Here is a 21,356-nt window from a genome sequence, read left to right as displayed (position 1 = left end):
GCAGGCCCGCCCGGCGCGAGCCGTCACCCGAGGTGGAGCGGGAACCTCGCGGCCGGTTCGCCCAGCTCGGCCGTCCCCTCGTCGGTCGCGGCACGCCGTCCGGTGCCGACCAGCAGGGCGGCCTCGTCGGAGAACGACGCGGGGAAGGCGGCCCCGGCGATCCGCTCCAGCATCTCGCGGGATCGGGCGAGTCCCTCCGCGGGCGGTCCGGCCGCGTCCTGGAGGTGCGCGATCAGGTCGAGGTGGTGCAGCGTCCACTCCAGGACGTACGCCCGGAGGTAGTCGCCCGCGGTGAGGACCCCGTCGCGGGTGCCGACCCGGAGGCCGGGATCGGCGAGCCCGGCCGCGCGAGCGGCGGCGGAGCCGACGTCGTCGAGGTGGAACTTGAGCAGCCCGGCTCCTCGTACGCGGCGGCCAGCCGGACGGTCAGCGCGTCCAGCGGATCGTCACCGGTCGGCGGCGTCGCGGTGACGTCCCAGTAGGTCACCGCGTCACGGGTCGGTTCCGCCTCGGTGGGGGTCACCAGGGTGATCAGGACGTCCTGGGCGTCGATGACCAGATGACACACCAGGTCCCGTACGAGCCAGCCGGCGCAGCCGGACGGCTTCGCGAAGTCCTCGTCCGAAAGCCCGGCGACCGCCGTGCGCAAGGCCGTCCAGGAACGCGAGAAGAGATCCACGCCGGCAACGTGGTCCGGTGCCGCGGAGGCGGACAAGCACATCGGTACGGCCGGTTCCGGCGGCACCGTTCACCCATCGGCATTCCGGGTCCAGTGACACCGGATTGGCCTTGGCACCCGGCTCCGCACCGTACATAGGGTCGCGCCATGAGGATTCGCATCGTCGACACGTTCACCGACCGCCCCTTCACCGGCAACCCGGCGGGAGTCCTGGTCCTGGATTCCGGCACCTTTCCCGACGACGACCGGCTCCAGCGGATCGCCACGGAACTGAACCTCTCCGAGACCGCCTTCGCCCACCCGCTGCCGCCGGGCGGAGAGGCGGACTGGGCGCTTCGCTGGTTCACCCCGGCCACAGAGGTCGACATGTGCGGGCATGCCACCCTCGCCACCGCGCACATCCTGCACACCACCGGGACGGCGAGCGGCACGATGCGCTTCGCGGCGCGGTGCGGGATCCTCGCCGCGACCGCCCGCCCGGACGGCTCCATCACCCTCGACTTCCCCACCTCGCCGCTGACACCGGAGGCCGCCCCGGCCGGGCTGGCCGCCGCCCTGGGCGCGGACCCGCTCTCCGTGCACGACACCGGCCCGCACATCGGCGACCTGGTCGTCGAGCTGTCCGACGAGGCGACCGTACGAGGGCTGGTCCCCGATCTCGTCGCCCTGGCCGAGGTCTCCCGGCGGGGCGTCGTCGCCACGGCCGCGGCGGAGGACCCCTCCCGCGGCTACGACTTCGTCTCCCGCGGCTTCTTCCCGCGCGTCGGGATCGACGAGGACCCGGTGACCGGCAGCGCCCACACCGCGCTGGCGCCCTTCTGGTCGGCCCGGTTCGGCCGGGACGAGCTGACCGGACTACAGGCTTCCGCCCGTTCCGGCCTGGTCCGGACCTCGCTGCGCGGCGACCGCACCCTGCTGACCGGCGACGCGGTGACGGTCATCGACGGCGAACTGCTCACGACACTCTGAGCCCGCGCGCGGGAGGCGTACAGGGCTGCTCACCCTCACGGTGTGGGCAGCCAGCCCACCTTCCCCGCCAGCAGGGCGTATCCGACGAACGCCCCGATGTCCAGCAGCGCATGAGCCGCGACCAGCGGCCCGACCCGCCCCCAACGACGGTACAGCAGCACGAAGACGACGCCCATCGCCATGTTGCCGATGAAGCCGCCGATCCCCTGATACAGGTGGTACGAACCGCGCAGCACCGAACTGGCGACCAGGGCGGCCATCGGCGTCCATCCCAACTGTCCCAGTCTGCGCAGCAGATACCCGACGACGATCACTTCCTCCACGACGGAGTTCTGGATCGCGGACAGGATCAGGACCGGGAACTTCCACCACACGTCGGGCAGCGACTCCGGGACCACGGTCAGGTTGAATCCGGCTGCCCTGGCCACCAGATAGAAGGCGAGACCGGCGCTTCCGATGCCCGCCGCGACCAACGTGCCGCGCCCCAGGTCCGGCCACGGCCTGGCGCGGTCGAAGCCGATGGACCTCAGGCCCGCGCCTTCCCTCATCAGCAGATGCGCGACCAGGGCGACCGGCACCAGAGCGGTCGCGATACCGAAGAGTTGCCAGGCGAGATCCAGCCATGGACGCCCCGGGGCATACGAACTGTTGAGCGTCGCGGCCTGATCCTTCAAACCTCCTGGTTTCGTCAGTGATCCGACAAAACTGATCAGGGCAGACACCCCGCTGGCGCCCAATGAGAGTGCCAGCACGAGGACCGTTTCGGACCGAAGAATCCGTCGCGGAACAGCCTCCTGAGGGAAAGAATCAGCCACAAGCCCCGCCTCCACCTGTACACCTGCCTTCAGTTGTGCATTCACGTCCCATCCTGCTCCCCGTCCGGCTAGGGTCTCGAATGCAGGTACGAAGATCATGCGCGACAGGCCGGGGGACAACCACCATTGCCGATGGTGTGGTCCCCCTTTTTCCTTGTACATCCTCAAGGAGGGGCACCACCGACATGGGACGTCACAGCTTGCCCGACGAGTACGCCGGAGACGGAAGCGGGGACGGATCACCGCCGCGACGCCGGCGCACCGTCGCCATCGCGACCATGCTCGTGCTCGCGGTGGCGGCGGGAACGGCCGTCGCGGCACAGGGCGGCCTGCTGTCGTTCTCGAAGGGCTGCGAGAACTCGGCCGTACATCTGTCCATGATGGCATCGCCGGACATCGCGCCCTCCATTCGCGCCGTCGCCGACAAGGCGCGCAAGGACGAGGTGCGTTCCGACGGCCGCTGCCTGTACGTGACAGTGGTCGCCCGCGACTCCTACAAGGTCGCCGACGCTCTCTCCAGCGACGCCCGCACCCCGGACTTCCAGGTCTGGCTGCCCGACTCCGACCTCTGGGTCGACCGGGCCAAGGGCTCCGGTGACGGCGTCCCGGTCACACCGGGCGACTCCGTCGCGTCCTCTCCCGTGACCCTGGCCATGATTCCGTCCGCGGCCAAGAGCCTCGGCTGGCCGAAGAAGAAGTACTCCTGGGCGGAGCTGACGGCCGCGGCCATGGAGTCGGACAAGGTCCGACTCGGCGCGGCCGACCCGGCACGCAGCGCCACCGGCCTGCTGGCGCTCGCCAGCATCGGCGCGTCCTCCGAGAAGCAGGGCGGGGACAGCGACACCAGGGTCGCGGCGACCGCCAAGCTGCTCGCGCAGCGCATGTCGGACGGTGACACCCAGGTGCTGGAAACACTGGCGCAGGGCGATTCGGGCGCCGAACAGGGCAATCCGGAGCGCAATCAGGCGGTGCTCCTCTCCGAGCAGGCCGCGTTCGCCCACAACGCGGAGGCGACCGGCGGCGGAAAGCTCGACCTCTTCTACCCCCAGGACGGCACCCCGCTCCTCAACTACCCGTACACCCTGGTCGACGAGAACCGGATGAGCACGTCCGAGAGCCGGGCGGCGCTGCGGTTCATGACGCTGCTGAACGAACCCGGTGCTCAGGAGGTCCTGGCGAAGAAGGGCTTCCGGGACGTCGACGGCAGGGCCGGGGAGTCGGTGGTCGCACCGGCGGGCGGCAGGAAGCCCCAGCCCTACGCCACCGCGGCCGCCGCCCCACCGACCGCCGAGGCGCTCCAGCAGACGCTCGGCATGTGGACGATCACGGTGCAGAGCGCCAGGCTGACCACGGTCGTCGACGCGTCCGGATCCATGGCCACGATCGTCCCGGGGCGCAACCAGTCCCGGATGGACGTCACCAAGGCGTCCCTGATCCAGGCACTCAACCAGTTCACGCCGAACGACGAGATCGGGCTCTGGGAGTTCGCCACCACGCTCGACGGCGACAAGGACTACCGCAAACTGGTGCCGGCCACCCGGCTGGGCGACCCGGCGAAGGGCGGCGGCACCCACCGCGAGAAGCTGGCCGCGGCCTTCGCGGCGCTGAAGCCCGTACCGGGCGGTGCGACCGGTCTGTACGACACCATGCTGGCCGCCTACAAGGACGCCCAGGCGACCTATGTGAAGGGCAAGTTCAACGCGGTCGTGATCCTGACCGACGGATCGAACCAGGACAGTCTCTCCATCTCCCGCAGCGCCCTGATCGCGGAGCTGAAGCGGATCGCCGACCCGGAGCGCCCGGTGCCGCTGCTCGCCATCGCGGTCGGCCCCGAGGCGGACCGCGAGGAAGTGAACGAGATAGCGAAGGTGACCGGCGGTGGCGGTTACCAGGTCATCGACCCGGCCGAGATCCAGACGGTGATCCTGCAGGCCATCATGACGGCCGGCCAGAGCGGTCACGCCACCCAGGAATAGCCCGGACGGCGCCGGCGTCACGGTTTCGGGGCGCCGGTGGGCCAGCTGTGCACGGGCTCACCGCTGTGCATCAGTTCGGCGTACCACCGGGTGGTCGCGGCCAGCGCCGCGTGCCTCTCCATCCCGGCCTCCCGTGCCCGGTGGTAGGTGTCCGCCTGCCAGGACGCCCCGTTCACCCGGCGCCTGCAGCGCTCCTCGATGACCCCGAGGTACCGGTCGCGGTCCGCGGGCTCGATGTTCCAGGCATCGAGCCCCGCCGCGGCCAGCGGCAGCAGTTCGTCCCGTACGAGCTTGACGGCCGGCACCCGGGTCAGCCCGCCCGCACGGCCGGGACGCGGCCAGGTCAGTTCCGCGTCGATGCCCAGACGGCATGCGGTGTCGAAGTTCTCCTCCGCCGCGGCGAACGGCAGTCTGGTCCACACCGGACGGGGCTCCTCGGCGAGCGCCCGCACGAGCCCGTAGTACAGCGCCGCATTGGCGATCAGATCGGTGACGGTGGGCCCGGCGGGCAGGACCCGGTTCTCCACCCGCAGATGGGGGACGCCGTCCATCAGGCCGTACACCGGCCGGTTCCAGCGGTAGACCGTTCCGTTGTGGAGCACCAGTTCCTGCAGCCGAGGTACCCCTCCCTCGTCGAGGACCCGCAGCGGCTCCTCCTCGTCGGAGATCGGGAGCAGCGGCGGGAAGTAGCGCAGGTTCTCCTCGAAGAGTTCGTACGCCGAGCCGACCCACCGCTCTCCGAACCAGGTCCTGGGCCGCACGCCCTGGTTCCGGAGTTCGGGCGGCCGGGTGTCGGTGGCCTGCTGGAAGAGCGGCGGCCGCGATTCCCGCCAGAGCTCCTTGCCGAACAGGAAGGGTGAGTTGGCACCGAGTGCGATCTGGACACCGGCGACGGCCTGGGCCGCGTTCCACACGGCCGCGAATCGCGCCGGCGTCACCTGCAGATGGAGCTGGACCGAGGTGCAGGCGGCCTCGGGGGTGATCGAGGCGGAAGTGGAGACCAGTCGTTCCACGCCTTGGATATCGAGGGAGAAATCCTCGCCCCGCGCGGCCACCATTTGATCGTTCAGCAGTGTGTAGCGGTCCACGTCCGAGAGGTTCGCCAGGACGAGGTCCTCGTGGCGCAGAGTGGGCAGAATACCGATCATCATGATCCCGGCATCGACCTCGCCCGCCTTCCGGTGGGCATATCCGAGCCCGGCCCTGAGCTCCTCGGCCAGCTGATCGAAAACACGCCCGCCCAGGCGGTGCGGGACTATGTTCACTTCCAAATTGAACATCCCGAGTTCGGTCTGGAAATCACGGCTCGCGATGCGTGGGAGGACCTCCCCATTCATCATCCTCGGCATGCCGTCGGCACCCGCGAGATTCAGCTCGATCTCCACGCCCATGAGGTTGCGCGGCCGGTCGAACCTCCGCTCCACAAGAAGCCTCTCCAGCCCCTCCAGGCACTGGTGGAGCTTCTTCCGGTACCCCTGTCGATCGGACAGGTCAAAGGCGCCCGCCACGACCTTCTCCCCCATCGGAGCGTCCCTCCCTCAAGTGGGCGGCCCGCGGCCCAGACCGCTCGCGTCACGATCGATAATGCCCAGGCGAGGTGATCCATAACGCCCACAAGAACCCGGCGGGCCCAGTAATCTGAGAGAGAAGCCCGGGGCACATTCCATGGGCATGATGCAGCCCACGGTTTCCCCGCCGGGCGCCGGTGAAAACGCCGACGCGTTTCGGCCGTCCGCGCCCGGGGAAAAATCCCTGGCGGTGGCTGCGCCGCTGACACAGAATCAGTAGATTCTCCGCATAATAAAGTCTTGATACCGCCTTGTCGGCAATGCCTGCGACGGCTAGTGGAATCACCGCGTGAACACGTGTCGTATAAACTCCGCGGACGAGGCAGAGAGTTGACGCACCGGCCCAGTCACCGGCCTCCTCTGGCCCCGCATGCCGACAGCGCCGTCTGCACCCGCCCACGCACCACCGTGTCTCCGAAGTGAGAGGCGACCCACTATGCCGCTGCATGTTCCTCCGGCTCCCGTGCCCGCTCTGCGCAGCGTTCTCACGGCACTCGGTTCACCCACCGCGGTCCGTGAAGCCCGCACACCCGCCCTCCGGTCCGCCCAGGGGCCACTGAGTCCTGAACTCCCGCTCCCCGTCCATGTACTGGAGCGGATCGGTCCGAACGGACTCGCTCCCGCCACCCGGCTCGCCGGGTGGCGGTTTCTGATCCACACCCCGGAACAGGCCGTCGCCGCGGCGGACACCATGCTCACTCCGGACGGCTGGGCCTTCTCGCACTTCTTCGAGGGCCCGTACATCGCCTCGACCGAACTCGCCCTGCGCCAGGCCGAGACGGTGACGGCGCCCTACCAGCCGCGGCTGCTGTCCATCCCGGAGCTCTACATGCTGGCGCTGTGGCTGCACGGCGACATCGAGGCCGACGCCTCCGGCGGGGCGCTCGCCCCCGCCGATCTTCTGGTTCCGCTGGCTCCCGCCCCACCGGGTATCGCGGCACACCGCCCGCACCGGGTCGCCGATCTGCTCCGCGTGATGACGCTGCGCATCACCCCCGGCCCCGGCCCCCTGCTCGGATCACCGGCCTGAGACCCGGACCCCGCACCTGCCCTGTGCCCCGCCACCGTACCCGGTCGCGGGGCACAGTGCTGGGGGCGCACTCCGTGCCCGTCCGGACTAGCCCGTACTGACCACCCCGAACCACCCGAAGGGACAGTGCAATTGCGGTGAACCGTCCGCGCGGGTGACGCGTCCTCCGGGTAAGGAGAAGTGCTGCTGCGAAATCCCTGCGGATTGACGCCCGTGGGGCAACACTGGGACCGGACCGATCGATACGGGGGGCGGCCATGAACACCTCATCCAGCCGCAGGACATTCACTACAACGCAGCGAAAGAACCCAGCCATGTGCCAGCACCAGCCACCATGCCCGACCGCCGACTCAGCCGACCGGGAGGCCGCCCGCCTGACGGCACACCACCCGGAACAGGGCTGGAGCCTGCTGTGCAACGGAGTCCTGCTCTTCGAGGACACCGGTGAGCTGCTCCCGGACGGTCAGATCATCGCTCCGCACCGGCCCCTGGGGACCGACCGGGTGATGAGGGCCGCCTGACCGCGGGCGGTACGAGCTGGGGCCGGCCCGGAGCATTGTCCGAACCGGCCCCGACGCATGTCCGCGTCACACGGTCACGCTCATCGCTCAGTTGTCGTACTCGTCCAGCGGCGGGCAGGAGCAGACGAGGTTGCGGTCGCCGAAGGCGCCGTCGATCCGGCGCACCGGCGGCCAGTACTTGTCGGCGGCCGAGACCCCGGCCGGGAAGACCGCCTCCTCGCGGCTGTACCCGTGCTTCCACTCCCCGCCCAGCATCGCCGCGGTGTGCGGAGCGTTGTGCAGCGGGTTGTCGTCCGCGCTCCACTCGCCGGAGGCCACCTTCTCGACCTCGCCGCGAATGGCGATCATCGTGTCGCAGAACCGGTCGAGCTCCGCGAGGTTCTCGCTCTCGGTCGGCTCGATCATCAGCGTCCCGGCGACCGGGAACGACATGGTCGGCGAGTGGAAGCCGTAGTCGATCAGCCGCTTGGCGATGTCGTCGACGCTGACGCCCGTCGCCTTGGAGATCGGCCGCAGGTCCACGATGCACTCGTGCGCGACCAGACCGGCCGGGCCGTTGTACAGGATCGGGTAGTGCGGTTCCAGACGCTTGGCGATGTAGTTCGCCGCGAGGACGGCGACCTGCGTCGCGCGCTTCAGGCCCTCCCCGCCCATCAGGCGTACGTACGCCCAGGAGATGGGGAGGATGCCGGCCGAGCCCCACGGTGCGGCCGAGATCGGTCCGACGCCGGTCTCGGGGCCCGCGGAGGGCTGGAGCGGGTGGTTCGGCAGGTACGGCGCGAGGTGCGCTCGCACCCCGACCGGACCGACGCCGGGGCCGCCGCCGCCGTGCGGGATGCAGAAGGTCTTGTGCAGGTTCAGGTGCGAGACGTCGCCGCCGAACCGGCCCGGCCTGGCGAGGCCCACCAGCGCGTTGAGGTTGGCACCGTCGACGTACACCTGACCGCCGGCGTCGTGCACCTCGGCGCAGATGTCGGCGACGTGCTCCTCGAACACGCCGTGCGTCGACGGATACGTGATCATGAGCACGGCGAGCTCGTCGCGGTGCTTCTCGATCTTGGCGCGGAGGTCCTCTATGTCGACCTCGCCGTCGTCGGCGGTCTTGACCACGACGACCTTCATGCCCGCCATCACGGCGCTGGCCGCGTTGGTGCCGTGCGCGGAGGACGGGATGAGACAGACGGTGCGCTGCTCGTCACCGTTGGCCCGGTGGTACGCCCGTACGGCCAGCAGGCCCGCGAACTCGCCCTGCGAGCCCGCGTTCGGCTGGATGGAGACCGCGTCGTACCCGGTGACCTCGGCGAGGCGCTCCTCCAGCTCGCGGATGAGAGTGAGGAAGCCCTCCGCCTGGTCGGCCGGGGCGAAGGGGTGCAGCGCGCCGAACTCGGGCCAGGTGATCGACTCCATCTCGGTGGTCGCGTTCAGCTTCATGGTGCAGGAGCCGAGCGGGATCATGCCGCGGTCCAGTGCGTAGTCCCGGTCGGCGAGCTTGCGCAGGTAGCGCAGCATCGCGGTCTCGGAGCGGTGCTGGTGGAAGACCGGGTGGGTGAGGATCTCGTCGGAGCGCAGCAGGCCCTCGGGCAGCGCGTCGGCGACGGTGGCGTCCAGTTCCTCGATGTCCCCGTCGGCGCCGAAGGCGGCCCATACGGCGGCGATCTGCGTACGCGTGGTGGTCTCGTCGCAGGAGAGGGAGACCAGGTCGGCGTCGACGAGCCGCAGGTTGACCCCGCGCTCGCGGGCGTCCGCGACGACGTCGGCGGCCTTGCCCGGGACGCGCACGGTGAGGGTGTCGAAGTGGGCGCCGGTCACGACGTCGACGCCGGAGGCACGCAGGCCCTCGGCCAGGATCGTCGCGTAGCGGTGGGTGCGCCCGGCGATCGTCCGCAGCCCGTCCGGGCCGTGGTAGACCGCGTACATGCCGGCCATGACCGCAAGCAGCACCTGAGCGGTGCAGATGTTGCTGGTGGCCTTCTCGCGGCGGATGTGCTGCTCGCGGGTCTGCAGGGCCAGCCGGTAGGCCTTGTTGCCGTCCGCGTCGACGGAGACACCGACGAGGCGGCCCGGAAGGCTGCGGGCGAACTTCTCGCGTACGGCCATGAACCCGGCGTGCGGTCCGCCGAAGCCCATCGGTACACCGAAGCGCTGCGTGGTGCCGACCGCGATGTCCGCGCCCAGGTCACCGGGCGAGGCGAGCAGCGTCAGGGCCAGCAGGTCGGCGGCGACCGTGACGATCGCGCCCAGCTCGTGGGCCTGCTCGATGACGGGCTCGATGTTCCGCACTTCCCCGGACGCGCCCGGGTACTGCACCAGGACGCCGAAGACACCGCGCTCGGCGATCTCTGCCGGGATGCCGTCGGACAGGTCGGCGACGACGACCTCGACACCGGTCGGCTCGGCGCGGGTCTCGATGACCGCGATCGTCTGCGGCAGGGCGTCGGCATCGACCAGGAAGACGCCGCCCTTCACCTTGCCGACGCGCCGGGCGAGCGCCATGGCCTCGGCGGCCGCGGTGCCCTCGTCCAGCAGGGAGGCGCCGGAGGTGGGCAGCCCGGTCAGCTCGGCGACCATCGTCTGGAAGTTGAGCAGCGCCTCCAGGCGGCCCTGCGAGATCTCCGGCTGGTACGGCGTGTAGGCCGTGTACCAGGCGGGGTTCTCCATGACGTTGCGCAGGATCACCGGCGGGGTGAAGGTGCCGTAGTAGCCGAGCCCGATCATCGGGGCCAGCACCTGGTTGCGGTCCGCGAGCGCGCGCAGCTCGGCCAGCACCTCGGCCTCGGTACGGGCGGCCGGCAGTCCGAGTGCCTCCGTGCTCTTGATGACATCGGGCACCGCGGCCGCGGTCAGCTCGTCCAGCGAGCCGTAACCGAGCTGAGCGAGCATCTTCGACTGCGCCTCGGCATCGGGGCCGATATGGCGCTGCTCGAACGGAATGCCCTGCTCCAGCTGGGAGAGCGGAGTGCGACGGGGGGTCATGGTGGAGGCCTCCTGGTCTGTCACGACCTGCGAGGGGCACCACGGCGCGGGTGCCCGAACGGCCTCCCCCTCTGTCATCTCGACCTGAGAGCTTCACCGGCGCGCCCTGCGGCGTACCGGCTTTCACCGTCGGTGAGGAAGGGACTCGCACCGGCACTCGGCCGCACGTGACCCGTCCTGCTTTCCAGAGTGACCTCGTCCGTGCGGTACGGGGGCCTGAGAGATTCCGGGGAGGATTTGCTCCTTCGGCGCCTTCGGATCAGCTCCGGAGGACTCTCCCGCACGGGGTCAGCGGCCATCACCAGCCTACCAGCGGGGCTCATGGCTGATTTCTCGAGTGGCCAACCACTCGGATCTGCCCTTTTGTAGTGCTTGTGGAGTAGCCGCGACCAGTGGGAGGGACCGTGCAGACCGACATCGATCCGCGCAGCCTGATCGGCCGCAAGGCGTTCGACCGCAAGGGCACCAAGATCGGGACCGTGGACGAGGTGTATCTCGACGACGCGACCGGAGTGCCCGAGTGGGCTGCCGTACGTACCGGACTCTTCAGCCGGGACGCGTTCGTCCCGCTGGAACCCAGCGAATTCGTGGAGGATTCGCTCCGCATCCCCTTCGACCGCGCGCTGATCAAGGACGCGCCCGATTTCGGCGTCGGCCGCCATCTCTCGCCGGAACAGGAACTCCAGCTCTACCGGCACTACGGCCTGGACTCCCTGTCCGGGCCGGCCGGCCCGGACAGGGACTTCGGCAGACTGGCCGGCCAGGACGAGTAGTCCACCGGGTCCCGCACCAGGGGCAGCGGATCGGCGGTCCGGAGCTCCGGGTCGTCGATCCGGAACGTACGCACCCGTCCGGGCGCGGACTCGGGCTCCTCGAACCGCACCGTCACCCGGCCGACGCCGCTGCCCTGCACCCAGCCGTGGCCGTATGTGTCATGGCGTACGTCGTGCCCGGCGGGCCACCGCCGGGCAGCGCGCTGCTCGGGGGTCTCCTGGTCCTGAGCTCCGGAACCGTCCGGCGGCCCGGCCGTGTCGTCCCCGGCCGGTGCCTCAACCGCTTCCTCGGTCGCGGCCCGCTCACCGGCGGCCTGGGCGAAGAGATCCTCCTGCGTGTAGTCGGCGAGCCCCGTCACGCCCACCCCCAGGAGCCGGACGCCCCCGGTGGTGTCCACGGCCTCCAGGAGGCGTGCGGCGGCCTCGCGGACCACCGTGGGGTCGTCCGTGGGCCCACGGAGCGTCTCGGACCTCGTGAGCGTCGAGAAGTCGTACCGGCGCACCTTCAGCACCACCGTCCGCCCGGACCGCCCCGCGCCCCGCAGCCGCTGGACGCACCGGTCGGCCAGTCGCTCGACCTCCGTGCGGATCCGCACCCGGTCGTGCAGGTCGGCGTCGAAGGTGTCCTCGACCGACACCGACTTCGCGTCCCGCTCCGCGACCACCGGCCGGTCGTCGTACCCGAACGCCATCCGGTGCAGCGAGCCGCCGTGCGCCTTCCCCAGCAGGCGTACGAGCTCGTCCTCACCCGCCTCGACCAGGTCGTCGACCGTGGTCATCCCGGCACGGCGCAGATGGTCCGCCGTCGTCGGCCCGACACCGGGCAGGATCCGCACCGGCATGGGGGCGAGCAGGGCGCGTTCCGTACCCGGTTCGATGAGCAGCAGACCGTTCGGCTTCGCCTCCTCCGACGCGATCTTGGCCAGCATCTTGGAACCGGCGAGTCCGACCGAGCCGGTGAGCCCGGTGACCGCTCTGATGGCCGTACGCAGCTGCTCACCGATCACCAGCGCCGATGCCGCGTCGTACGCCGTCCCACCGGCCTCCAGGTCGACGAAGGCCTCGTCCAGGCTGAGCGGCTCCACCAGCGGGGAGAGCTGCGCCAGGAGCTCCATCACCTGGTCGCTCACCGATCGGTAGAGCTGGAAGCGGGGCACCAGATACGCCGCGTTGGGCGCGAGCCGCCGCGCCTGCGCCATGGGCATCGCCGAGTGCACCCCGAAGCGTCGCGCCTCGTACGACGCGGTGGCGACGACTCCGCGCGGCCCCAGCCCGCCCACCACGACCGGCTTGCCGCGCAGGCTCGGCTTCGCCGCCTGCTCGGCAGAGGCGTAGAAGGCATCCATGTCCAGATGCAGGATGGTGGGCGCGGCTCTCACATCGATCGATGCTGCCCTACGGCACTGACAATCGCCGCGCCGCGGGGCCTGCGCGGCGGATCGGGGTCAGCCTGCGCGGTTGCGCCGCCGCGCGAGCTCATCGGTGGGATTGTTCCCGATGAGGGTCTCGCCGGTGTCCACCCGCTCGCCGTGCAGCTGCGAGAGGGCGACGTCGACGTCCTGCCACACCACGCCCACCGCGATGCCGAAGACCCCCTGACCACCCTGGAGCAGGCTGACGACCTCGTCGGGCGAGGAGCACTCGTAGACCGTCGCCCCGTCGCTCATCAGCGTCATCCGCTCCAGGTCCTGGAATCCCCGGGCCCGCAGATGCTGAACCGTGGTGCGGATGTTCTGGAGTGCCACGCCCGTGTCCAGGAAGCGCTTCACGATCTTCAGAAGCACGACGTCCCGGAAGCTGTAGAGCCGCTGCGTGCCGGACCCGTACGCGGGACGCACGCTCGGTTCCACCAGCCCCGTGCGCGCCCAGTAGTCGAGCTGCCGGTAGGTGATCCCGGCAGCCGCGCAGGCGGTTGGCCCCCGGTAACCGATGTCGTTGGCCGATGCCACTCCGCCCCCCGCCACCGCCGCCGGTTGAACCGGTTGCATGATGGTGTGGTCGGCTGTACTCCCCTGCTGCGGATACGGCCCACCCGCTGCCGTACCGTCGCCGCTGCTTCTCACGCCGACCTCCGTCCTTGACCTGCCATCTCGAAGGTAGGCAGTCACTCGGGGTGCGTCAACGATCGCCACACTCGGCACGCCGAGTGATAATCACCCTGAGGGTGGTTTCCCGTGCCTCATGAGCGGGAAAGGCTTGCCGAATGCGCTGACGGCGACCTCGAAGAACGGTCACTGACTGTTGGTACCGAAATCCTCCGGAGAGATCTGATCGAGGAACTCGCGGAACTTCTCCACCTCATCCTCCTGCTCGTCCGGGATGGCGATGCCTGCATCGTCGAGCACCCCGTCACTGCCGTAGATCGGCGTTCCGGTGCGCAGCGCGAGCGCTATGGCGTCGGAGGGCCGCGCGCTCACCTCGACTCCGCTGGCGAAGACCAGCTCCGCGTAGAAGACCCCTTCCCGGAGGTCCGTGATGCGGACCTCGGTGAGCTCCTGGCCCACGGCCTCGAGCACATCCTTGAAGAGGTCATGGGTCAGCGGCCTGGCCGGAGCCATGCCCTGCTGGGCGAAGGCGATCGCAGTCGCCTCACCAGGACCGATCCAAATGGGGAGGTACCGGTCGCCTCCCACTTCACGCAGGAGCACGATCGGTTGGTTGGAGGGCATTTCCACCCGGACACCCACAACGTCGAGCTCGTTCACACAGCAACCCTAGGACGTGCCCGGCAGGTTTGGGTAGTCGGGCACCGGCGCGATCAGTGGAGCCGGATGTGCAGAGCGCTCTGCACAAGGGCCGAATGAAGCCTCACGGACAGCTCCGCGAGCTCTTTCGCAGTGGCCTCCGCATGCGCTCTGGTCTGCGGATTCCGGTGCCGGCGCAGGGGCGCGACCACCTGCTCGATGAGCCCGACCTCGCGATCCGCGGCCGCGCGCATGGCACGCAGGTGACGCGGTTCCAGACCGAACCTGCCCAGATCCGCCACAAGCCTGGCGACGGTCACCATCTCGGCGTCGTAGCCACCCTCGGCGGTCGGGGCGACCAGGCCGTACGACTCCCACTCGTCGAGGTCGCTCTCGGTGGCCTCGGCAGCAGCCAGCAGCTCGGCACGGCCGATCCGGGCCGCGGTGGCCCGTCCGGACTCCGCGTCCCAGCCGCCGTCGGTCAGGTCCCGCGGGCCGCCCCCGGACGGCAGGGCGGCCTGTTCACCACGGGCGAGGGCGTCCAGATGCTCCCGGATGACCTTCAGCGGGAGGTAGTGGTCCCGCTGCATGCGCAGCACCTGAGCCAGCCGCTCCACATCGGCACCACGGAACTTCCGGTAGCCGGAAGGGGTCCGCTGAGGCTCGACGAGCCCCTCGGCCTCCAGGAATCGAATCTTGGAGATCGTGACCTCGGGGAACTCGTCCCTCAGCCGCAGAAGCACCGTGCCGATGCTCATCGGGCGGTCGTCGGCGGTGGCGGTGCCGGCCACGGCACCGCCCGTCGGTGTTCTCAGCATGGACCTTCCCTGACGGGTCAGATACCGCGCCGGCTCGCGTAGAAGACCAGCCGGTACTTGCCGATCTGCACTTCGTCGCCGTTGGACAGGGCGACGGAGTCGATGCGCTCCCGGTTGACGTAGGTGCCGTTCAGGCTGCCCACGTCCCCGACCGTGAAGCTGCCGTCGGGACCCCTGCGGAACTCCACATGCCGCCGCGACACCGTCACGTCGTCGAGGAAGATGTCGCTCTGCGGGTGACGGCCGGCCGTGGTCAGCTCACCGTCCAGCAGGAAGCGGCTGCCGGAGTTCGGGCCGCGGCGCACCACCAGGAGCGCGGAGCCGAGCGGAAGGGCGTCGACGGCGGCCTGGGCCTCGGGCGAGAGCGACGGAAGGGCCGTCTGCCCGGTGGCCTCCGCCTCGTACGCCTCAAGACCGGAGATGGAGATGGTGGACGTCGTCTCCGAGGCACGCTCGGGCACCCCGCCCCTCAGCGGCGCACCGCAGTTGGAGCAGAAACGACTGGCCTCGGCGTTGCGATGGCCGCACCTCGTACAGACCGGCATGGACGAACCCTCCTGCCTGGGGGCGAACTCTCCACCCGAACCCGAGGTCGACGATTCTCCGAAACCTATGCGGCCGGGACCGGCAGGGTCAACAGACGACGCGCCGGAAGCTCCCGAATTGTCACTGCCCGTACCCGACACCTGATCCCGGAAGAGCGGGCGCTCCGTGGCCTGCTCGTCTCCCTGGCCATGGCGCGGTGCGCGATGGCGGGCAGCCTCGTCGCGAGCGCTCTTGCCGAACAACTTCCCAAACAACTTCACGGGCGCTTCCCCTTGACCGAAATAGACCCGCCCGTGGGGCAGGACGAACCCTGAATGAACACACCTGCCGACCCGGACATCTTCACAACGTCCGTATCCACTCGACAGTTTCCACCACGCGCCACCAATACGATGCGGCGACCCCCCGCAACCTTGTACGCGTGTCCTTCGTCCCGTTCCCGCCGCGGCTTCACGGGGACGACGACCGAGCGTAGTCAGGCTGCTTCGCCGGTCGCAAGGCGTCCACGACGATGTCGTCGACCTGCTCGACCTGCACGGTGGCCTGCTCCTTCTCCAGTGTCTGGACCACACCGCCCGGAATGTTCAGCGCCGGCTCCAGATCCTGGGGCTTGCCGATCACCTTGAAGACGTACGGCGCGGTGATCTTACGGTCGTCAACCCTGACATTTCCGCCGTCGCCGGAGAAGTACGTATTGGCCACCACGCGCACTCCGTTCACCTCGATGGCCTCGGCGCCCGCCGCGCGCAGTTCCTGGAGTGCGTCGAGCAGCATGTCCGCCTTCACCCCGTCCCCGGGGTCGTGGACGGTGAGCGTGATCCCGGGGCCGTGTGCCGCCACGGTGCCCGCGAGCACACCGAGCTGCCGCTCCTTCTCCACCGTCTGCTTGCGCGCCTCCTCGGCCTGGTCGGAGCTGTTCTCCAGCTCCGTGCGCTGGGCGGCCAGCCGCTGCTTCTCGTCCTCCAGACGCTGTGTCCGGTCGTCCAGCTCGTCGAGGATCCGGACCAGGTCCTCCTGCCGGGCACCCCGCAGCGCGCTGTTGTCACTGTTGGACCGCACCTGAATGGCCAGTCCGAGACCGAGCACGAACAGCAGGAGCGCGACGACGAGTTGGGCCCGTGTCACCCGCGGCGGCCACAGGCCGGCGATCAGCCGCTGACGACCGGTGAGTTCCTTGGCGGAGCCGGGCGCCTGCTCATCGGCGTGCTCCGGCTCGCCGGGAAGTTCTTGGTTGCTCATCGGCGTCAGGCCCGGAAGACGTGCCGGCGGATGGCCGCGGCGTTGGAGAAGATCCGGATCCCGAGCACGACCACCACACCGGTGGACAGCTGCGCTCCGACGCCCAGCTTGTCGCCAAGGAACACGATGAGTGCGGCCACCACGACGTTCGAGAGGAACGACACGACGAACACCTTGTCGACAAAGATCCCGTCGAGCATGGCCCGCAGACCGCCGAAGACTGCGTCGAGGGCGGCCACGACGGCGATCGGGAGATACGGCTCGACCACGGCCGGCACCTCGGGCCGGACCAACAGTCCGACCACGACTCCCACGACGAGGCCCAGTACGGCGATCACGATGTGCCCTTCCCTGTGTCTGCCGCACCACTGCCGGTGTCTGCGGCCTGATAAGGCTCTGCTGTACGTACGATCAGGCTCGGCGCGACCGGGAGGCTCACCTTCTGCTGCACGGACATGCTCGTCCGGATGTCGAAGGTGTCCTTGAGCGCCCGCAGATACTGACCGTCGGCACTGTCCTGGAACGCGGTGCCGAGTTGCTTCCCGTTCCCCACCGCCAGCACCGTGTACGGCGGCACGAGCGGTCTGTTGTCGACCAGTATGGCGTCGCCCGCCGCGCGGATCGCCGACAGGGCCGTCAGCCGCTGCCCGTTGATCGCGATCGCCTCCGCGCCGGACTGCCACAGCCCGTTGACGACCCGCTGGAGGTCCCGGTCGCGGACCCTCCCGGTGTCGGCGAATCCGCTGGTCTCCCTGGGACCGCCACCCCCCTGGTCGGTGTTCTTGGCGTCGTCGACCACGAGTTTCACGCCGGGCCCCACGACCGGGGTCGCCCCGGCGAGCAGCGCCACCCGCTCCCCCTGGTCCCCGCCGTGCTTCTCCAACGCCTTGCGCTGGCGCCGGCCCACATCGTCCCGGAGCTTGTCCACCTGGGACTCGAGGGTGTCGGCCGCCGACGTCTCGTCGTCGATGCGATCGATCAGCTCCTGGCGCTCCTTGGCGAGGACGGGCGCGGAGACGCGCGCCTCCGCGGCGCCGAGCGTGACCACGAGGGCGGCGAGCACCAGACATGCGGCGAGACCGAGCTTCGACTTGAGCGTACGGGGCAGGCCCGCGCTCCCGTCGGCCTTGCGACGCGCCGACGCCTCGGCGTATCCGTCGTCCAGGCTGTGGTCCATCACATTGGTCAGCAGCGACATGGAAGCGTCGGGACGCGCTGGCGGCGAGACGGTACTCCGATCGGGGGGCTGCTGCGACATGCCGCACATCGTCGCACGTCGCCGCCGCTACCGCCGAATGGCCCCACCGGTGTGCCCGCGGGCGCCCAGGGACGCAGGCGGGCACACCGGAAGAACCGTCACTGACCTGCGCTGTCCACGACCGCCGCCCATTCGTCCAGCAGCGCCTGTGCGGAGGCGTCGTCCGGCCCTTCGGCCCACAGATGGGTGACCGCCTCGGCCCGGTCCGGCAGCACCATCACCCATCGCCCGTCGGCCTCGACCACCCGTACGCCGTCCGTCGTGTCGACACTGCGGTCACCGGCGGCCTCCACGACCCGGCGCATGACCAGTCCCTTGACGGCCCAGGGGGTGGCGAGGTCACGGCGCAGGACATGGGCGCGGGGGATGCGGGCGTCGATCTGGCTGAGGGTGAGCTGGGTCCTGGCCACCAGCCCGATGAGCCGCACGAATGCGGCCGATCCATCGAAGACACTGCTGAATTCGGGAACGATGAAACCCCCGCGCCCGTCTCCACCGAAGATGGTGCCTTCCTCGCGTCCCACGCGCGTCAGATCGTCGGGCGACGTCGTCGTCCATTCGACCTGCGTGCCGTGGTAGGCCGCGACCTGCTCGGCGACCCGTGTGGTGGTGACCGGCAACGCCACCCGTCCGCTGCGCCGCTCGGCCGCCACGAGATCGAGCATCACGAGGAGCGCCCGGTCGTCCTCGACGATCCGGCCCCGCTCGTCGACCAGGGAGAGCCGCTCACCGACCGGGTCGAAGCGGACGCCGAAAGCGGCCCGGGCCGACGAGGCGATCTCGCCCAGCCGCACCAGTCCGGAGCGCCGGGTCTCGGCGGTCTCGGTGGGGCGCGATTCGTCGAGGCCGGGATTGATGGTCAATGAGTCGACACCGAGTCGCCCCAGCAGGCTGGGCAGTACGAGCCCGGCACTCCCGTTGGAGGCGTCGACGACCACCTTGAGACCCGCGTCGGCGATGCCCGCGGTGTCCACGTTCCGCAGCAGCGATCCGGTGTACGAGTCGAAGACGCTGGACGGGAAGTGCAGATCCCCGATCTCGCCCGGGAAGGCGCGGCGGTATTCCTGACGTGCGTAGACCCGGTCCAGCTTCCGCTGCCGCGCCTGCGACAGGTCCGCTCCCCGCTCGTCGAAGAACATGATGTCCACCGAGTCGGGCACGCCGGGGGACGTACGGATCATGATCCCGCCGTCACTGCCCCGCGCGGTCTGCTGGCGTGCGACGGGCAGGGGTACGTTCTCCAGGTCCCGGACGTCGATGGCGCTGGCCTGGAGGGCCGAGATCACCGCTCGCTTCAGGGCACGGGCGCCGCGGGAGTGGTCACGTGCGGTGGTGACCGTCGAGCCCTTCTTCAGAGTCGTGGCGTAGGCACCGGCCAGCCGGACCGCCAGTTCCGGGGTGATCTCGACGTTCAGGATCCCGGACACGCCCCGGGCACCGAAGAGATGGGCCTGTCCGCGCGATTCCCAGATCACCGAGGTGTTGACGAAGGCACCGGCCTCGATGGTCTTGAACGGGTAGACGCGGACATTGCCCTGAATGATCGACTCCTCGCCGATCAGGCACTCGTCCCCGATGACCGCGCCGTCCTCGATGCGGGCAGCCCGCATGACATCGGTGTTCTTTCCGATCACGCAGCCGCGCAGATTGCTGTGCTGGCCGATATAGACGTTGTCGTGCACCACGGCCTTGTGCAGGAACGCACCGCTCTTGACGACGACGTTCGACCCGATGACCGTGTGCTCACGAATCTCCGCACCGGCTTCGACTTTTGCGTAGTCCCCGATGTAGAGCGGTCCGCGCAGCACTGCGTCGGGATGCACTTCCGCGCCTTCGGCAACCCATACGCCGGGCGAGATCTCGAACCCGTCGATGTCGACGTCGACCTTGCGTTCAAGAACGTCGGCCTGCGCCTTCACATAGCTTTCGTGGGTGCCGACATCCTCCCAGTAACCCTCGGCGATGTAGCCGTAGATGGGCTTGCCTTCCTTCATGAGCTGAGGAAAGACGTCGCCTGACCAGTCCACCGAGACATCGGCTTCGACATAGTCGAATACCTCGGGCTCCATGACATAGATTCCGGTGTTCACGGTGTCCGAGAACACCTGGCCCCAGGTGGGCTTCTCCAGGAAACGCTCGACCTGGCCGCCCTCGTCCACGATTGTGATGCCGAATTCCAGCGGGTTCGGTACGCGGGTCAGGCAGACGGTGACCAGACCGCCTTTTTCCTTGTGGAAGGCAATGAGATCGGTCAGATCGAAGTCGGTGAGTGCATCACCGGAAATGACGAGGAAGGTGTCGTCCTTCAGTGCTTCCTCGGCGTTCTTCACGCTCCCCGCGGTGCCGAGCGGCTTCTCCTCGTTGGCGTAGCTGAGCTCCATCCCGAGCTCTTCGCCGTCCCCGAAGTAATTCTTGACCAGCGAGGCAAGAAACTGGACCGTTACGACGGTCTCGTTCAGCCCGTGCCGCTTGAGCAGCCGAAGCACATGCTCCATGATCGGCCGATTGGCGACGGGCAGAAGCGGCTTGGGCATGCTTGAGGTCATGGGGCGAAGGCGAGTGCCTTCGCCGCCAGCCATCACGACGGCCTTCATGTCGGAAACGTCCTCCTTGAAGAGACGACGGTCTGGCCGACTTCGCCCGTCGGGGCACCATCCGGGTCATCCGCGGCGGGCCGGCCACACTGCGCGGCACCGCGTCAACGAGCTCAATCGGCTGCTACATCCGCCTTGACGAGCCGGCGGACCTGAACCACGTAGAGGATCCCTGCCCACCAATAGAGCGTTGTACCCCAACCTGCGAACGCCCATCCGAAAATAGCGGCCAGCGGTGCAAGCCAACCACTTCCGTCGCTGAGCAGCAACAAGGGGAACGCGTACATCAGGTTGAACGTGGCCGCCTTGCCCAGGAAGTTCACCTGGGGCGGCGGATAGCCGTGACGCCGCAGGATTCCGACCATCACGAGGAGCATCAGCTCACGGGCAAGAAGTGCCGCGGTGAGCCACAGCGGCAGGATCTCCCGCCAGGTCAGGCCGACCAGGGTCGAAAGGATGTAGAGGCGATCCGCAGCAGGATCCAGGAGCCGGCCGAGGCTGCTGATCTGGTTCCACCGACGGGCGAGCTTTCCGTCGAGGTAGTCGCTGATGCCGCTGAGCATCAGCACCAGCAGGGCCCAGCCGTCGCTCTGGGGGCCGCCGAACACGGGGCGAAGAATCAGCCACAGGAAGAGCGGAACCCCTACAAGGCGAGCCATGCTGAGGATGTTGGGGATGGTGAGTACCCGGTCCGTCTGAACCCGAGTCTCCTGGACCTCCACCCGGGGGCCTCCTGTGAAGAACGTGCCAATGATGCCCCCTGACCTTACCCTCAGCCACTGCTGTCGGTTGCACAGGGGGGACGGGAAGCATCCCGTGAACGCAGAAAAGCCCCGTGCCACAAGGGCACGGGGCTTTCCCGTAAAAGGAGTTCGGCGGCGTCCTACTCTCCCACAGGGTCCCCCCTGCAGTA

General features: G+C 69.1%; 18 protein-coding genes, 1 pseudogene and 1 riboswitch. Of the genes and pseudogenes, 5 read left to right on the top strand and 14 right to left on the bottom strand.

From position 1 onward, the window contains the following. Positions 1-23: 23 nt before the first annotated feature. Positions 24-679 (bottom strand): annotated as a pseudogene (locus tag ACWCPY_RS32460) (maleylpyruvate isomerase N-terminal domain-containing protein). Positions 680-826: 147 nt separating this feature from the next. Between ACWCPY_RS32460 and ACWCPY_RS32455 the strand changes: the two are divergent. Then, on the top strand, positions 827-1,648 hold the full coding sequence (locus ACWCPY_RS32455; protein ID WP_451271012.1) for a PhzF family phenazine biosynthesis protein: 822 nt from the start codon (positions 827-829) through the stop codon (positions 1,646-1,648). Positions 1,649-1,683: 35 nt separating this feature from the next. Here the strand turns inward: ACWCPY_RS32455 and ACWCPY_RS32450 are convergent, their stop codons facing one another. Next, positions 1,684-2,463, bottom strand: a complete 780-nt coding sequence (locus ACWCPY_RS32450) for a CPBP family intramembrane glutamic endopeptidase (protein WP_451271086.1) — start codon at positions 2,461-2,463, stop codon at positions 1,684-1,686. 185 nt (positions 2,464-2,648) lie between these two features. Between ACWCPY_RS32450 and ACWCPY_RS32445 the strand changes: the two genes are divergently transcribed. Beyond that, the gene (locus ACWCPY_RS32445) at positions 2,649-4,439 is read left to right on the top strand and encodes a substrate-binding and VWA domain-containing protein (protein ID WP_451271010.1); all 1,791 of its coding nucleotides are present in this window, start codon (positions 2,649-2,651) and stop codon (positions 4,437-4,439) included. Positions 4,440-4,456: 17 nt separating this feature from the next. On the opposite strand, the gene ACWCPY_RS32440 is transcribed toward ACWCPY_RS32445, so the two are convergent. Next, entirely contained in the window at positions 4,457-5,962 is a 1,506-nt protein-coding gene (locus ACWCPY_RS32440; protein ID WP_451271008.1) for a glutamate-cysteine ligase family protein, read from the bottom strand. Positions 5,963-6,443: 481 nt separating this feature from the next. Between ACWCPY_RS32440 and ACWCPY_RS32435 the strand changes: the two genes are divergently transcribed. Beyond that, positions 6,444-7,037 (top strand): hypothetical protein, encoded by a 594-nt coding sequence (locus tag ACWCPY_RS32435; RefSeq protein ID WP_451271006.1) that lies wholly within the window; start codon positions 6,444-6,446, stop codon positions 7,035-7,037. A 314-nt stretch (positions 7,038-7,351) separates the two neighbouring features. Next, positions 7,352-7,558, top strand: a complete 207-nt coding sequence (locus ACWCPY_RS32430) for a DUF5999 family protein (RefSeq protein WP_311203086.1) — start codon at positions 7,352-7,354, stop codon at positions 7,556-7,558. Positions 7,559-7,645: 87 nt separating this feature from the next. Here ACWCPY_RS32430 and gcvP read toward each other — a convergent pair whose 3' ends face one another. Continuing rightward, complete coding sequence (gcvP, locus tag ACWCPY_RS32425) at positions 7,646-10,531, bottom strand: aminomethyl-transferring glycine dehydrogenase (RefSeq protein ID WP_451271004.1); 2,886 nt, start codon at positions 10,529-10,531, stop codon at positions 7,646-7,648. Between the two features lie 194 nt (positions 10,532-10,725). Further along, positions 10,726-10,822: riboswitch (glycine riboswitch) on the bottom strand. A 113-nt stretch (positions 10,823-10,935) separates the two neighbouring features. On the opposite strand from gcvP, the gene ACWCPY_RS32420 reads away from it, so the two are divergent. Continuing rightward, on the top strand, positions 10,936-11,304 hold the full coding sequence (locus ACWCPY_RS32420) for a PRC-barrel domain-containing protein (protein ID WP_329814649.1): 369 nt from the start codon (positions 10,936-10,938) through the stop codon (positions 11,302-11,304). Here ACWCPY_RS32420 and ACWCPY_RS32415 read toward each other — a convergent pair. The 10 genes from ACWCPY_RS32415 to ACWCPY_RS32370 form a co-directional block, all read right to left on the bottom strand. Next, positions 11,229-12,683, bottom strand: coding sequence for a DNA polymerase IV (locus ACWCPY_RS32415; protein ID WP_451271002.1), 1,455 nt, complete (start codon positions 12,681-12,683; stop codon positions 11,229-11,231). The two genes, ACWCPY_RS32420 and ACWCPY_RS32415, sit on opposite strands and share 76 nt — an antisense overlap. Before the next feature lie 66 nt (positions 12,684-12,749). Then, entirely contained in the window at positions 12,750-13,367 is a 618-nt protein-coding gene (locus ACWCPY_RS32410; protein ID WP_329814647.1) for a MerR family transcriptional regulator, read from the bottom strand. A gap of 168 nt (positions 13,368-13,535) precedes the next feature. Then, a complete protein-coding gene (locus tag ACWCPY_RS32405; RefSeq protein WP_006123076.1) occupies positions 13,536-14,009 on the bottom strand; it encodes a bifunctional nuclease family protein in 474 nt (157 codons plus the stop codon). Between the two features lie 53 nt (positions 14,010-14,062). After that, positions 14,063-14,806 carry a transcriptional regulator FtsR gene (ftsR, locus tag ACWCPY_RS32400; RefSeq protein WP_451271000.1) on the bottom strand — a complete coding sequence of 248 codons (744 nt, stop codon included), beginning with the start codon at positions 14,804-14,806 and terminating at the stop codon, positions 14,063-14,065. A gap of 17 nt (positions 14,807-14,823) precedes the next feature. Then, on the bottom strand, positions 14,824-15,612 hold the full coding sequence (locus ACWCPY_RS32395; protein ID WP_451270998.1) for an FHA domain-containing protein: 789 nt from the start codon (positions 15,610-15,612) through the stop codon (positions 14,824-14,826). 190 nt (positions 15,613-15,802) lie between these two features. After that, a complete protein-coding gene (locus ACWCPY_RS32390; RefSeq protein WP_451270996.1) occupies positions 15,803-16,591 on the bottom strand; it encodes a DUF881 domain-containing protein in 789 nt (262 codons plus the stop codon). A gap of 5 nt (positions 16,592-16,596) precedes the next feature. Next, positions 16,597-16,929 (bottom strand): small basic family protein, encoded by a 333-nt coding sequence (locus ACWCPY_RS32385; protein ID WP_003970459.1) that lies wholly within the window; start codon positions 16,927-16,929, stop codon positions 16,597-16,599. After that, a complete protein-coding gene (locus ACWCPY_RS32380; RefSeq protein ID WP_451270994.1) occupies positions 16,926-17,849 on the bottom strand; it encodes a DUF881 domain-containing protein in 924 nt (307 codons plus the stop codon). The genes ACWCPY_RS32385 and ACWCPY_RS32380 overlap by 4 nt, the downstream gene beginning before the upstream one ends. Positions 17,850-17,947: 98 nt before the next feature. Beyond that, positions 17,948-20,443: a sugar phosphate nucleotidyltransferase gene (locus ACWCPY_RS32375; RefSeq protein WP_451270992.1), complete on the bottom strand. Its 2,496-nt coding sequence runs from the start codon at positions 20,441-20,443 to the stop codon at positions 17,948-17,950. A 113-nt stretch (positions 20,444-20,556) separates the two neighbouring features. Next, on the bottom strand, positions 20,557-21,165 hold the full coding sequence (locus ACWCPY_RS32370; RefSeq protein WP_329814641.1) for a CDP-alcohol phosphatidyltransferase family protein: 609 nt from the start codon (positions 21,163-21,165) through the stop codon (positions 20,557-20,559). Positions 21,166-21,356 lie beyond the last annotated feature (191 nt).

The sequence above is a fragment of the Streptomyces sp. NPDC002403 genome, from assembly GCF_053593015.1.
This window is presented reverse-complemented; position numbering and strand designations above follow the sequence as displayed.

What these genes read in the sequence shown, in the direction of transcription:
- ACWCPY_RS32455 (WP_451271012.1), top strand. Translation starts at nt 827, where the DNA reads ATGAGGATTCGCATCGTCGACACGTTCACCGACCGCCCCTTCACCGGC.
- ACWCPY_RS32445 (WP_451271010.1), top strand. Translation starts at nt 2,649, where the DNA reads ATGGGACGTCACAGCTTGCCCGACGAGTACGCCGGAGACGGAAGCGGG.
- ACWCPY_RS32440 (WP_451271008.1), bottom strand. Translation starts at nt 5,962, where the DNA reads ATGGGGGAGAAGGTCGTGGCGGGCGCCTTTGACCTGTCCGATCGACAG.
- ACWCPY_RS32435 (WP_451271006.1), top strand. Translation starts at nt 6,444, where the DNA reads ATGCCGCTGCATGTTCCTCCGGCTCCCGTGCCCGCTCTGCGCAGCGTT.
- ACWCPY_RS32430 (WP_311203086.1), top strand. Translation starts at nt 7,352, where the DNA reads ATGTGCCAGCACCAGCCACCATGCCCGACCGCCGACTCAGCCGACCGG.
- gcvP (WP_451271004.1), bottom strand. Translation starts at nt 10,531, where the DNA reads ATGACCCCCCGTCGCACTCCGCTCTCCCAGCTGGAGCAGGGCATTCCG.
- ftsR (WP_451271000.1), bottom strand. Translation starts at nt 14,806, where the DNA reads ATGCTGAGAACACCGACGGGCGGTGCCGTGGCCGGCACCGCCACCGCC.
- ACWCPY_RS32390 (WP_451270996.1), bottom strand. Translation starts at nt 16,591, where the DNA reads ATGAGCAACCAAGAACTTCCCGGCGAGCCGGAGCACGCCGATGAGCAG.
- ACWCPY_RS32380 (WP_451270994.1), bottom strand. Translation starts at nt 17,849, where the DNA reads ATGTCGCAGCAGCCCCCCGATCGGAGTACCGTCTCGCCGCCAGCGCGT.
- ACWCPY_RS32375 (WP_451270992.1), bottom strand. Translation starts at nt 20,443, where the DNA reads ATGAAGGCCGTCGTGATGGCTGGCGGCGAAGGCACTCGCCTTCGCCCC.